Raw genomic sequence first — 13,398 nt, forward strand, 5'->3', positions numbered from 1 at the left:
TGGGACGGAGTTCATCACGCCGTCCCGGGTCCCGGGGAGTGCCAAAAGTCACGACCTGCGGGCGACCCCCGCAGGCAGGGAAGGGTCAGCCCCCGGTGATCACCGACACCCCGCCATCCACCGCCAGCCACTGGCCGGTGATGTGTTTGCCGGCGTCGGAGGCGTAGAGCACGGTCAGGCCCTTGAGGTCTTCGTCGTCGCCCAGGCGGCGCAGCGGCGCATGGGCGGCCAGTTGCTCCTCGCCCATGGCCTTCAAGGTGCCGGCGGTCATCTTGCTCGGGAAGAAGCCCGGGCAGATCGCGTTGACGCGGATGCCATGTTCGCCCCATTCGGCGGCCAGCGCGCGGGTGAAGTTGATGACGGCGCCCTTGGAGGTGTTGTAGGCAATCGTCTTCATGCCCGAGGGGTTGCCGCCCAGGCCCGCGATGGAGGCGGTGTTGATGATGCTGCCTCGCTTCTTCGGGATCATGCTGGCCTTGGCGATCAGCTGGCTCAGGAAGAAGTAGCTGCGCACGTTCAGGTTCATCACCTTGTCCCAGGCTTCGAGCGGATGGTCCTCGGCGGGCGCGCCCCAGGCGGCACCGGCGTTGTTGACCAGGATGTCGACGTCGCCCGCGCGCTGCAGCGTCTCGCTGACCAGGCGGCGGATGTCTTCCTCGTGCTGGCAGTCGGCGGCGATCCAGCGCGCGTCGATGCCGGCGGCCTGCAGTTCGGCTGTGGCCTCTTCGAGGTCGCTGGCCTTGCGCGAACTGATCACGACGCGGGCGCCGGCTTCGCCCAGGGCGTGGGCCATCTGCAGGCCCAGGCCGCGCGAGCCGCCGGTCACCAGGGCGGTCTTGCCCTTGAGGTCAAAGAGTTGGGGAATGGTGCGTGTCATGGATGTCTCCTTGGAATGGTGGGAAATCAGAAAGCGTCTTCGGCCAGCCCGGCGCAAGTCAGGTCGCGCTCGCGCACCACCTGCAGCCAGGCGCCGATCTTGGGCAGCTCGTAGTGGAAGAAGAAGCGCGCCGCGGCCAGGCGGCCGGTGCGTGCGCTGCTGTCGGCCGCGGCGTGCGCGGCCAGGGCGACATCGAGCCAGACCCAGGCCAGCACCGTGTGGCCGAAGGCCTGCAGGTAGGGCACGGCGTTGGCCAGCGCCTCGGTCGGATTCGCCGTGGCCCAGGCGGCCTTGGTGGTCGCGCCCACGGCCTGCAGCGCCTGGCCCAGGGCGCTGGCGTGCGCAGCGAATTCGGGGATCTGGATCGCACGTTCGATGGTGGCGTTGACACGGCCGGCCAGCAGCTGCAGGCCCTTGCCGTTCTCCATCAGCACCTTGCGACCCAGCAGGTCCATGCCCTGGATGCCGTGCGTGCCCTCGTGGATCATGTTCAGGCGGTTGTCGCGCCAGTACTGCTCGACCGGGAAATCGCGCGTGTAGCCGTAGCCACCATGCACCTGGATCGCCAGCGAGTTGGCCTCCAGGCACCACTCGCTGGGCCAGCTCTTGGCGATCGGCGTCAGCACCTCCAGCAACAGGCGCGCGTCGTCGGCCGCCTCGGGCGCACCGGTGTGCTGCTCGTCGACCAGACGGGCGCAGTACAGCTCCAGCGCCAGCGCACCTTCGGCATAGCTCTTCTGCGCCAGCAGCATGCGCTTGACGTCGGCGTGTTCGATGATCCGCACCTGCGGCGCCGCGGCGTCTTTTCCGCCGGAGGAGATCGGCCGACCCTGCGGCCGGTTCTTCGCGTAGTCCAGCGAGGCGTGGTAGCCCGCCATGCCCAGCATGGTCGCGGCCAGGCCGACGCCGATGCGGGCCTCGTTCATCATGTGGAACATGCAGTACAGGCCCTTGCCGGGCTCGCCGACCAGGTAGCCCACGGCGCCGGCACCAGCGCCATCCAGGCCACCGCCGGCACCGCCGCGCACCGGGTACTTGCCCTCGCCGAAGTTCAGCAGCGTGTTGGTCGTGCCGCGCCAGCCGCACTTGTGGTTCAGTCCCGCCAGCGCCACGTCGTTGCGTTCGCCGGTCAGCTGACCTTCGGTGTCGACCAGCTTCTTGGGCACGATGAAGAGCGAGATGCCGCGCGTGCCCGGCACCAGCTTGCCGTGTGCATCGGGGATCTTGGCCAGCACCAGATGAATGATGTTCTCGGTCAGCTCGTGCTCGCCGGCCGAGATCCACATCTTGTTGCCCTTGAGCCGGTAGCGCGGACCGAGCGGATCGGTCTCGAAGCCCTCCCCGTCCGGCACGGCGCGGGTCGCCACGTCGCTCAGCGACGAACCGGCCTGCGGCTCGCTCAGGCACATGGTGCCGGAGAAGCGCCCGCCGAACTCGTTGAGCGCGAACACGCGCTTCTGCGCCTCGGTGCCGTGCTTCATCAGCAGGTTGGCGTTGCCGGTGGTGAGCATGCCCGATCCGATGCTGACCGAGGCCATGGCGAAGAAGGCGTTGGCCGCCGCCTCCACGGTGTAGGGCAGCTGCATGCCGCCGATGTCGTAGTCCTGTGCGGCGCTCAGCATGCCGCTCTCCGCGTACGCCTTCTGCGCGTCGTGCGTGGCCTGCGGCAGGATCACCTTCTCGCCGTCGAAGTGCGGCTCCTGCGTGTCCACCACGCGGTTGAACGGTGCGTACTTCTCGCGCGCGATGCGCTCGCAGGTGTCGAGCACCGCGTCGAAGGTCTCGCGGCTGTGGTCGGCGAAGCGTTCGCGCTGGTTCAGGCGCTCGACGGACAGCCAGTCGTTGAGCAGGAAATCGATGGTGGGGCGCAGGCTCATGGTCGGAGGTCAGGTCTTATTGCGGTTCGATCTTGGCGTCTTTGATGGCCTTGGCCCACTTGGCGGTCTCGCTCACACCGCGTCTGGCCAGGTCCTCCGGCGTGCCGGGCTCCACCGCAAAGCCGATGCCGGCGAACTTCTCCTGCACCTCCTTGCTGTTGGCCGCGGCGTTCGCCGCCCGGTTGAGTTTGGCGACCACGTCGGCGGGGGTGCCGGCGGGCACGTACATCGCGAAGTAGGCGATCAGTTCGTAGTCCTTGATGCCCAGCGCCTCGTTCACGGTGGGAATGTCGGGCACCGCCGCCGAACGCCTGGTCGAAGTCACCGCCAGGCCACGCACCTTGCCCGCTTTGACCTGCGGCAGCATGACGGCGAAGTCGGCGCTGAACATCTGCACCACGCCACCGATCAGGTCGGTCATCGCGGCCGGGCCGCTCTTGTAGGGCACGTTGGTCAGTTCGATGCCGGCCATGCCGGCGAACATCTCGGTCGACACCAGCTGCGAGGTGCTGGCACTGGCGAAGTTGACACTTCCCGGCTTGGCCTTGGCCATCGCCACCAGTTCCTTGAGCGTCTTGGCCGGCACGTCCGGGTGCACCGCGATGATCAGCGGCACCGAGCCCATGTAGGCCACCGGCGCGAAGGCCTTGTCCTGGTCGTAGGGCAGCTGCTTCATCAGGCTCTTGAGTGCGGCATTGGTGCTGTTGGTGCCGATCAGGAGGGTGTAACCGTCGGGTGCGGCCTTGGCCACCGCGTCCGCGCCCAGCATGCCGTTCACGCCCGGCTTGTTGTCGATCACGATGGGCTGGCCCAGCGCTTCCTGCATCTTCTGCGCGAAGGCGCGGCCGATCTGGTCGGTGGCGCTGCCGGCGGCGAACGGCACCACGGCCTTGATCGGCCGGTCGGGGTAGGTCTGCGCCAGCGCGGCGGTGCAGGCCAGTGCGGCGGCCGCCGTGGCCAGGACTCGGGTCAGTGAACGCATGGGGTGTCTCCTCGTATGTGGTGTCAAACGGAACTCATTCGGGCAACGGCATGTCCAGCAGCGCCGCGCTCAAGGTCTTGCCGTGCGCGTCCAGTGCCAGCGACCGCGTGACGCCGCCCGCCAGGGCATCATGCAGCACGAAGTGCACCGCCGACAGCTGCGGCAGCGGGTAGCGATCGACGGCGCCATGGACCAGGCCCTCGAAATGGAGGCGCACCCGTTCGGCCGTCAGCCAGCGGTCGATGACCGGAAAGTCGGCGGCGTCCAGCGCGATCACGCTGAGCGTGGCGCGGTTGCCCTTGTCGCCCGAGCGGGCGAGCGCGATGTCGCGCAGGATGCGTGGGGGCGGGTTCATGCCATCCACTCCAGGATCTCGCAGCGGGGCCGCACCGCCTCGCGCGGAATGAGCATCGACGCCACCGCGACCACCTCACGCACCGACTGCGTGACGCCGCCGCCGGCCGCCGGACCGTTGAGGTACAGCGCTTCGACCTCGTGGCCCACGCGCTCGGCCTGGGCTCGGTTGTCGCAGCGCACCGCCAGCCGCACGCGCACCTCGTAAGGCTCGCGGTCCGCGCCAAGTGCCGGGCCATGCATGGCGTTGACACCGATCAGCTCGGCGCGCTGTTCGAGCCCCGCGAGCGATGGCGACAAAGCAGCGTCTGCCAGCCGATGCCGCAGAATCTCCAGCGCCAGCTCACCCCGCCCACGCGCACCCGGACCGGCGTAGGAAATCTGGCCTTCGCCGATGAAGCCGTCCGCGTACCCGAGCGTCACCTTGAGCCGGTCGGGGCGCGCATGGCCGGTGGCACCGGTCACGCTCACCCGGTCGCTGCCCGCTTCGGTGAAGCGAACCCGGGAAAAGTCGCCGGTCACATCGGCCTGCAGGTAGGCCGCCGGGTCTTCGACTTCGTACAGGAGCTGCGCTGTGCAGCCCAGCCGGTCCACACGACCGCCGGTGCCCGGCAGCTTGGTGATGACCGCACGGCCATCGGCCTGCACCTCGGCCAGCGGAAAGCCCACCCGGTGCAGGTCGGGCACGTCCACCCGGCCCGGGTCGGCCAGGTAACCGCCGCTGACCTGCGCCGCGCATTCCAGCAGGTGCCCGACCACCAGCCCCTGGCCCAGCCGGTGCCAGTCGTCGTGGGCCCAGCCGAAGTGCTGCATCAGCGGTGCGAGAAACAGCGAGGGATCGGCCACGCGCCCGGTGATGACCACATCGGGCTTCGCCGCCAGCGCCGGCAGCAGGGCGTCGGCACCCAGGTAGGCGTTGGCGGAGATCAGCCGGCCATCCAGCGATCGCACCGTGTCGGCGCTGTCCAGCAGCGGCGCATCGTGCTGCCGCACCCAGTCGAGCACGTCGTCGCCCAGCACCACCGCCACCCGCAGGCGCGGCAGCTTCAGTTCGCGCGCCACCGCCAGCACCGCGTGGCCGGCCGCCAGCGGGTTGGCCGCACCCATGTTGGTGATGACCGTCGTGCCCTGCGCCATGCAGGCCGGCAGCACCGCCCGCATGCGGGCCATCAGCATCGGATCGAAGCCCGCATCTGGGTCGGCGCGGCGGCGCAACTGCGCGAGAGCGATGGTGCGTTCGGCCAGGCACTCGAACACCAGCGCATCGAGCTGCCCGCGCTGTGCCAGGTCCAGGGCCGGGTCGATCCGGTCCCCGGCGTAGCCTGCGCCTGCGCCGATCCGGTAGGGGTTCACGTCCGGGTGCTCCGCGTCAGGGGGCCGGAGCGGCCGGCGGCAGGGCCGCGATGGTGCCCTGTGCCACCGCGCAGAGCTTCTCCTCGCCGTTCTGCACCACGAACACGTCGCAGCGGCAGACCGCCTGCGTCTTGCCGGTGTGCACGGCCTCGGCGCGCGCGATCAGGCGCTCGCCGATGGCGGGGCGCAAGTAGTTGATCTTGAACTCCGAGGTCACCACCGGCACCCGCAGCGCGGTACCGCCCGCGTAGGTCAGCGCGTTGTCGGCGGCGTAGCTCACCACGCCGCCATGCACGAAACCGAACTGCTGCTTGACCGACTCCGACACCGGGACGTGCAGCTCGCAGCGCCCGGGCGAGAGTGCGGCCAGCTCGGCACCGATCAGCACCGAAAACGGCTGCTTCGCCAGGACCTCGCGGCCCATGGCGAGGAAGACCTCGGGGCTGACCGTGACCGGCTCCGCCATGTTCAGAGAACCTCGAAAACCCCGGCAGCGCCCATGCCGCCGCCGATGCACATGGTCACGCAGACGCGCTTGGCGCCGCGGCGCTTGCCTTCGATCAGCGCATGGCCGGTCAGGCGCTGGCCCGACACGCCGTAGGGGTGGCCCACGGCGATGGCGCCGCCGTTGACGTTCAGGCGGTCGGCCGGGATGCCCAGCTTGTCGCGGCAGTACAGCACCTGCACCGCAAACGCTTCGTTGAGTTCCCACAGGTCGATGTCGCTGACCTTCAGGCCCAGGCGCGCGAGCACCTTGGGGATGGCGAACACCGGGCCGATGCCCATTTCGTCGGGCTCACAGCCGGCAACCGCGAAGCCCAGAAAGCGGCCCAGCGGCTGCAGGCCACGCTTTTCGGCCAGGGTCTCGTCCATCAGCACGCAGGCACCGGCGCCGTCGCTGAACTGGCTGGCGTTGCCGGCCGTGACCAGGCCGCCCGGCAGGGCCGAACGCAGACCGGAGATGCCTTCCTTGGTGGTGCCGGCGCGGATGCCTTCGTCGTTCTCGACCGTGACCTGCTTGGTCATCAGACCCATGACCTTGTCGGCCACGCCGGCGGTCACGGTGATGGGCGCGATCTCGGCCTTGAACAGGCCGGCTTCCAGCGCGGCCGTGGCACGTTGCTGGCTGGCGGCGCCGTACTCGTCCATCGCGTCGCGGCCGATGCCGTAGCGCTTGGCCACCTGTTCGGCGGTCTGCAGCATGTTCCAGTAGATCTCAGGCTTGATCTTCTCCAGCGCGAGGTCCTTGAGCATGTGCACGTTCATTTCCTGCTGCACGCAGGAGATGCTTTCCACGCCACCGGCCACATACACCGAGCCTTCGCCGGCGATGATGCGCTGCGCGGCCAGGGCGATGGTCTGCAGGCCGGACGAGCAGAAGCGGTTGACGGTCATGCCGGATACCGTGATCGGCAGGCCGGCCTTGAGCGCGATCTGGCGCGCGATGTTGGCGCCCGTCGCGCCCTCGGGGTTGGCGCAACCCATGATCACGTCTTCGACTTCCGAAGCGTCGATGCCGGCGCGCTGCACGGCGTGCTGCACGGCGTGTCCGCCGAGCGTGGCGCCGTGGGTCATGTTGAAAGCGCCCTTCCAGCTCTTGGTCAGGGGTGTGCGGGCGGTGGAGACGATGACGGCGTTGGTCATGATGGGTTCCTCAAATCTTGATTCGTGCGGTCATCAGAAAGTTTTTCCCTCTGCGGCCAGCTTGGCCAGCAGGGGGGCAGGCGTCCAGAACTTCGCGTCGTCCAGCGGGTTCTTCGCAAAGCGCTTCATGGCCTGGACCACGTTGAACAGGCCGACTTCGTTGGCGTAGTTCAGCGGGCCGCCGCGGTAGACCGGGAAGCCGTAACCGAAGATGTAGACCACGTCGATGTCGCTGGCCTTGTTGGCGATGCCCTCTTCCAGGATGTGCGCGGCTTCGTTCACCAGGCTGAACACCAGGCGCTGCACGATCTCTTCGTCGGAAATCTTGCGCGGCGTGATGCCGGCGGCGGCCCGGTGGTCCTCGATCATCTTCACCACCTCGGCGTTCGGGATCGCGTCGCGCTTGCCCGGCACGTAGTCGTACCAGCCGGCGCCGGTCTTCTGGCCGAAGCGGCCCTTCTCGCACAGCAGGTCGGCGGTCTTGCTGTACTTCATGTCCGGCTTTTCCTGGTAGCGGCGCTTGCGGATCGCCCAGCCGATGTCGTTGCCGGCCAGGTCGCCCATGCGGAACGGGCCCATGGCCATGCCGAACTTCTCCATCGCCTTGTCCACCTGCTCGGGCGTGCAGCCTTCGTCGAGCAGGAAGCCACCCTGGCGGCCGTACTGCTCGATCATGCGGTTGCCGATGAAGCCGTCGCAGACGCCGGAGACCACGGCCGTCTTCTTGATCTTCTTGGAGATGGCCATCACGGTGGCCAGCACGTCCTTGGCGGTCGCGTCACCACGCACCACTTCCAGCAGCTTCATCACGTTGGCGGGGCTGAAGAAGTGCATGCCCACCACGTCCTGCGGACGCTTGGTGAAGTTCGCGATCTTGTTGACGTCCAGCGTGGAGGTGTTGGAGGCCAGGATGGCGCCGGGCTTCATCACGCGGTCGAGTTCCTTGAACACCGCTTCCTTGACGCCGATCTCTTCGAACACGGCCTCGATCACCAGGTCGGCCGCACCCAGATCGTCGTAGCTCAGCGTGGTGGAGAGCAGGCCCATGCGCTGCTCGTACTTGTCCTGCTTGAGCTTGCCCTTCTTGACCTGGGCTTCGTAGTTCTTGCGGATGGTCGCGATGCCGCGGTCCAGCGCCTCCTGCTTCATCTCCAGCATCTTCACCGGGATGCCGGCGTTGAGGAAGTTCATGGTGATGCCGCCGCCCATGGTGCCGGCGCCGATCACGGCCACCGACTGGATGTCGCGCTTGGGCGTGTCTTCCGGCACGTCGGGGATCTTGCTGGCGGCGCGCTCGGCCGTGAACAGGTGGCGCAGCGACTTGCACTCGGGCGTCCACATCAGATTGATGAAGATCTCGCGCTCGAACACCATGCCGTCGTTGAACTTCTTCTTGGTCGCGGCTTCGACCGCGTCCACGCACTTGGCGGGCGCCGGGAAGTTCTTGGCCATGCCCTTGACCATGTTGCGCGCAAACTGGAAGTAGGCGTCGCCGTCCTTGTGTTTGCAAGGCAGATTGCGCACCAGCGGGAAGGCCGAGCCGTCGGCGTGTTTGGCGGCCATCTCGCGGGCGAAGGCCAGCGCTTCTTCGGCCAGCGCTTCGGGCGAGGCGGCCAGCTTGTCGAACAGCTTCTGACCCGGCAGCTGAGCCAGCATCTCGCTCTTGACCGGCTCGCCGCCGACGATCATGTTCAGCGCGGCTTCGACGCCCAGCACGCGCGGCAGGCGCTGCGTGCCACCAGCGCCGGGGATCAGGCCCAGCTTGACCTCGGGCAGGGCCACGTTGCAGCCGGGGGCGGCGATGCGGTAGTGCGCACCGAGAGCGAGTTCGAGGCCGCCGCCCATGCAGACGCTGTGCACGGCCGCGATCACCGGCTTGGTGGTGTTCTCGACGCGGACGATGACGGAGAGCAGGTTGGGTTCCTGGATCGCCTTGGGCGAACCGAACTCGCGGATGTCGGCACCGCCCGAAAACGCCTTGCCGGCGCCGGTCAGCACGATGGCCTTGACGGCCGGGTCGTTCTCGGCCTTCTCCAGCCCGTCGACGATGGCTTGGCGGGTGGACAGACCCAGGCCGTTGACCGGCGGGTTGTTCAGCGAAATGACGGCCACATCGCCGTGGACCTGGTACTCAGCGGTCATGGAATCTCCTCTGGGGTGAAGCGGAAAAACGATTCAAAAACGAACGGTCGTGCGATTTTAGGAAAATTGTGCGCTGCGGCAAGCGCCGCTTGTCGCCAGCGGGTCACTCAGACCTCCAGCCACTCTTTCCGGGTATAGGGGTCTGCGCGCAGGCCGTCCGGCGTGCCTTCGAACACGATGCTGCCGTGGCCCATCACCAGGGCACGGTCCGAGATGTTCATCGCGATGGTGAGCTTCTGCTCGATCAGCAGCACCGAGAGACCGCGCGCCTTGAGCTTCTGCAGGTACTCGCCCACCAGCTCCACGATCTTGGGCGCCAGGCCCTCGGTCGGCTCGTCGATGATGATCAGATCGGGGTCACCCATCAGCGTGCGGCACAGGGTCAGCATCTGCTGCTCGCCGCCCGAGAGCACGCCGGCCTCGGTGTGCTGGCGCTCCTTGAGGCGCGGGAACATGGCGTACATGTCGTCGAAGCTCCAGCGCGCGCCCTTGCCCTTGCCTTTCTGGCCCAGCAGCAGGTTCTGGTGCACCGTGAGCTTGGGGAAGATGTCGCGGTTCTCGGGCACGTAGCCAATGCCCAGGTGGGCGACTTCGAAGGGCTTCTTGCCGCGGATGGGCTGGCCCTTCCAGTCGATGCGGCCTTCGCAGTCGACCAGACCCATGATGGCCTTGGCGGTGGTGGAACGGCCCGAGCCGTTGCGGCCCAGCAGCGCGACGATCTCGCCCTGCCCGACGCCAAAGCTCACGCCGTGCAGCACATGGCTCTTGCCGTAGTAGGCGTGGAGGTTCTCGATGTTCAGCATGTCGGGGCCTCCTTCAATGCCCGGCCTCGGCGGCCTGCTGGTCGGCCAGCACCGATCCGAGATAGGCCTCCTGCACCTTCGGATTGGCGCGCACCGCCTCGGGCGTGTCGAAGGCGATCACCTCGCCGTAGACCACCACCGCGATCTTGTCGGCCAGGCCGAACACCACGCCCATGTCGTGTTCCACCGTCAGCAGGGTCTTGCCCACCGTCACCTCGCGGATCAGGTCGATGAAGCGGCTGGTTTCGCTCTTGCTCATGCCGGCCGTGGGTTCGTCCAGCAGGATCACGTTGGCGCCTCCGGCGATGGTGATGCCGATCTCCAGCGCGCGCTGTTCGGCGTAGGTCAGGCTCATCGCCAGCGTGTCGCGCTTCTTGTCGAGCCGGATCATGCGCATCAGTTCTTCGGCCCGTTCGTTGGCGTCGGTCAGGTCGGCGAGAAAGCGGAACAGCGTGTAGCGGTAACCCAGGCTCCACAGCACGCCGCAGCGCAGGTTCTCGAACACGCTGAGCTTGGGGAAGATGTTGGTGATCTGGAAGCTGCGCGAGAGGCCAAGGCGGTTGATCTCGAACGGCTTCCTGCCGTCGATGCGGGTGCCGTTGAGCAGCACCTCGCCGCTGGTGGGCGCGAAGCGGCCCGAGATCAGGTTGAACAGCGTGGACTTGCCCGCGCCGTTGGGGCCGATGATGGCGATGCGCTCGCCGGCGCGCACCGCCAGGTTGGCACCGCGGATGATCTCGGTCTTGCCGAAGCTCTTGCGCAGGTCGCGCAGTTCGAGGGCGTATCCGCCCGCGTGCACATGGCTCATGCCCTGGTCGAACCGCTCGGGGTTGGCGGCGTGGGGGGTGATGCTCATTCCGTCTCCCGGCGCTTGATCTCTTTTTCGATGTCGGTCTGGATCGCCGACCACTGGGCGGTGAAATGCCGGCGCGCGATCTCGAACACGCCCAGGCAGGTCAGCGTCACGAACAGCGCGCCGAACCAGGTCGCCCCGGCCTTGGTGTTGAGCTCCACGCCCAGGTATTTCACCGAGTCGCCCATGGCGGCATTGAGCTTGAGGTGGTAGATCATCTCGACCATCGACCCGGCACCCAGCAGCACCAGCAACGCCGTCACGCCCAGCGCCAGGTAGGCCACCCAGATCTCGCGCAGCCGCCCGAACGAGGCCACACGCAGGTTCATCATGATCAGACTGGCGATGCCGCCCGGCGCGTACATCACCATGAACAGGAAGATCAGGCCCAGGTAGAGCAGCCAGGCCTTGGTCAACTCCGACAGCAGCACGGCCGCCAGCACCATCAGGACGCCGCCGATGATCGGACCGAAGAAGAAGGTCGCGCCGCCCAGGAAGGTGAACAGCAGGTAACCGCCCGAGCGCGCGGCCCCCACCACCTCGGCCGTCACGATCTCGAAGTTGAGGGCACCCAGGCCGCCCGCGATGCCGGCGAAGAAGCCGGCGATCATGAACGCGAGGTAGCGCACCTTCTGCGTGTTGTAGCCGATGAACTCGACCCGCTCGGGGTTGTCGCGCACCGCGTTCAGGATGCGGCCCAGCGGCGTGCGGGTGAAGGCGAACATCAGCGCCACGCAGACGAAGGTGTAGAGCGCGATCAGGTAATAGACCTGGATCGGCGGACCGAAGCTGATGCCCAGGAAGGGCTCACCGATCACCCGGTTGCCCGAGACACCGGCCTCACCGCCGAAGAAGTCCGAGAACATCAGCGACATCGCGAACACCAGCTCGGCCATGCCCAGCGTGATCATCGCGAACGGCGTGCCGGCCTTCTTGGTCGTCACATAGCCGAACAGGATCGCGAAGAACAGCCCCGCGAAACCACCGACGATCGGCACCAGGCTGACCGGAATCGGCCAGGAGCCACCGGCGGCCGCATTGAGCGCGTGGATGGCGACATAGGACCCGAGACCGGTGTAGACCGCATGCCCGAAGCTGAGCATGCCGCCCTGCCCGAGCAGGATGTTGTAGGACAGGCAGGCGATGATCGCGATGCCCATCTGCGCCAGCATGGTCACCGACAGGCTGCTGGTGAACACCCTGGGTGCCACCAGAAGGACCAGCGCGAACAGCGACCAGATGACCCACCGCCCGACGTTCCAGGGTTTGAATTCGTAGTACTGCTTGGACATGTCGGCTTACCCTTCGCGCGTCCCGAGAAGACCCTTGGGCCGGAAGATCAGGATCAGCACCAGGAACAGATACGGCAGGATCGGCGCGACCTGCGACAGCGTGAGCTTGAGCACCGAGCTGTTCTGTGCCGCAGCCGACAGGGTCCAGCCCAGCTGCTGCGCCACGCTGACGAACGAGTGGTCCAGCCCCACCGCAAAGGTCTGGATCACACCGATCAGCACCGAGGCCAGGAAGGCTCCCGAGAGCGAGCCCATGCCGCCGACCACCACCACCACGAAGATCACCGATCCCACGGTGCCGGCCATCGCCGGCTCGGTCACGAAGGTGCTGCCGCCGATCACGCCGGCCAGACCGGCCAGGCCGGTGCCCGCACCGAACACCATCATCAGCACGCGCGGCACGTTGTGGCCCAGGCTCTCGACCATTTCCGGGTGCGTGAGCGCGGCCTGGATCACCAGACCGATGCGGGTGCGCGTGAGCAGCAGCCACAGCGCCACCAGCATCAGCACCGCGATGCCCATCATGAAAGCGCGCGTGGCCGGGAACGGTGTGCAGATCACACCCTCGGCGCTGCAGGCCGCCTGGCTGGCGGCGCCCATGACCAGGTGCAGGCCCTCGGTCGCGTGGTGCACCAGCGTGAAGGCGGGGCCACGCAGGGCCTCGGGCGGGGTGAACTCGACCGCCGTGCGGCCCCAGATCAGCTGCACCAGCTCCAGCACGATGTACGACAGGCCGAAGGTCACGAGCAGCTCGGGCACATGGCCGAACTTGTGCACCTTGCGCAGCGACAGCCGCTCGAACAGCGCTCCCAGCACACCGACCGCCAGCGGCGCGACGATCAGCGCGGGCCAGAAGCCGATCAGGCTCGACACCGTGTAGCCGATGTAGGCACCGATCATGTAGAAGCTGGCGTGCGCGAAATTGAGCACGCCCATCATGCTGAAGATGAGCGTCAGCCCCGAGCTCAACATGAACAGCAGCAAGCCGTAGCTCACGCCGTTGAGCATGGAGATGATGAAGAACTCCATGAATGGCCTTTCGAGGGCGAATCGGTTGGGGGAAGGTAAGCGAAGGCAGGCCGAGTATGGCCCGTCAGGAGCACTGGTTTCACATCATCCAACCCAGCACATGGGCGGAGCAAAGTGCCTGCATCCAGAACGCGGCGGAACCGGCTCCGCCGGGCCGCAACGCGTTGCCCCCTGGAGGGGGTGACGCGAAGC

General features: G+C 67.3%; 12 protein-coding genes. All 12 read right to left on the reverse strand.

The annotated features are described in order from the left end of the window. Positions 1–85: 85 nt before the first annotated feature. Entirely contained in the window at positions 86–877 is a 792-nt protein-coding gene (locus ACS5NL_RS08415; RefSeq protein WP_439353279.1) for an SDR family oxidoreductase, read from the reverse strand. Positions 878–903: 26 nt separating this feature from the next. Then, positions 904–2,754, reverse strand: a complete 1,851-nt coding sequence (locus ACS5NL_RS08420; protein ID WP_439353280.1) for an acyl-CoA dehydrogenase — start codon at positions 2,752–2,754, stop codon at positions 904–906. Between the two features lie 16 nt (positions 2,755–2,770). Further along, the gene (locus ACS5NL_RS08425; protein ID WP_439353281.1) at positions 2,771–3,736 is read right to left on the reverse strand and encodes a Bug family tripartite tricarboxylate transporter substrate binding protein; all 966 of its coding nucleotides are present in this window, start codon (positions 3,734–3,736) and stop codon (positions 2,771–2,773) included. Between the two features lie 34 nt (positions 3,737–3,770). Then, on the reverse strand, positions 3,771–4,091 hold the full coding sequence (locus ACS5NL_RS08430) for an AtuA-related protein (protein WP_439353282.1): 321 nt from the start codon (positions 4,089–4,091) through the stop codon (positions 3,771–3,773). Next, the gene (locus tag ACS5NL_RS08435; RefSeq protein ID WP_439353283.1) at positions 4,088–5,443 is read right to left on the reverse strand and encodes an acyclic terpene utilization AtuA family protein; all 1,356 of its coding nucleotides are present in this window, start codon (positions 5,441–5,443) and stop codon (positions 4,088–4,090) included. Before ACS5NL_RS08435 ends, ACS5NL_RS08430 begins: the two co-directional genes overlap by 4 nt. Before the next feature lie 16 nt (positions 5,444–5,459). Further along, the gene (locus ACS5NL_RS08440; protein ID WP_439353284.1) at positions 5,460–5,909 is read right to left on the reverse strand and encodes a PaaI family thioesterase; all 450 of its coding nucleotides are present in this window, start codon (positions 5,907–5,909) and stop codon (positions 5,460–5,462) included. A gap of 2 nt (positions 5,910–5,911) precedes the next feature. After that, the gene (locus ACS5NL_RS08445) at positions 5,912–7,087 is read right to left on the reverse strand and encodes an acetyl-CoA C-acyltransferase (protein WP_439353285.1); all 1,176 of its coding nucleotides are present in this window, start codon (positions 7,085–7,087) and stop codon (positions 5,912–5,914) included. Positions 7,088–7,120: 33 nt separating this feature from the next. After that, positions 7,121–9,229 (reverse strand): 3-hydroxyacyl-CoA dehydrogenase NAD-binding domain-containing protein, encoded by a 2,109-nt coding sequence (locus ACS5NL_RS08450; RefSeq protein WP_439353286.1) that lies wholly within the window; start codon positions 9,227–9,229, stop codon positions 7,121–7,123. A gap of 107 nt (positions 9,230–9,336) precedes the next feature. Continuing rightward, entirely contained in the window at positions 9,337–10,032 is a 696-nt protein-coding gene (locus tag ACS5NL_RS08455) for an ABC transporter ATP-binding protein (protein ID WP_439353287.1), read from the reverse strand. Positions 10,033–10,045: 13 nt separating this feature from the next. Then, a complete protein-coding gene (locus ACS5NL_RS08460) occupies positions 10,046–10,840 on the reverse strand; it encodes an ABC transporter ATP-binding protein (RefSeq protein ID WP_439353475.1) in 795 nt (264 codons plus the stop codon). Positions 10,841–10,884: 44 nt separating this feature from the next. Then, on the reverse strand, positions 10,885–12,177 hold the full coding sequence (locus tag ACS5NL_RS08465) for a branched-chain amino acid ABC transporter permease (RefSeq protein WP_439353288.1): 1,293 nt from the start codon (positions 12,175–12,177) through the stop codon (positions 10,885–10,887). A 6-nt stretch (positions 12,178–12,183) separates the two neighbouring features. Next, positions 12,184–13,206: a branched-chain amino acid ABC transporter permease gene (locus tag ACS5NL_RS08470; protein WP_439353289.1), complete on the reverse strand. Its 1,023-nt coding sequence runs from the start codon at positions 13,204–13,206 to the stop codon at positions 12,184–12,186. Positions 13,207–13,398 lie beyond the last annotated feature (192 nt).

This window comes from Hydrogenophaga sedimenti (assembly GCF_051857515.1).
Lineage (GTDB): Bacteria > Pseudomonadota > Gammaproteobacteria > Burkholderiales > Burkholderiaceae_C > Hydrogenophaga.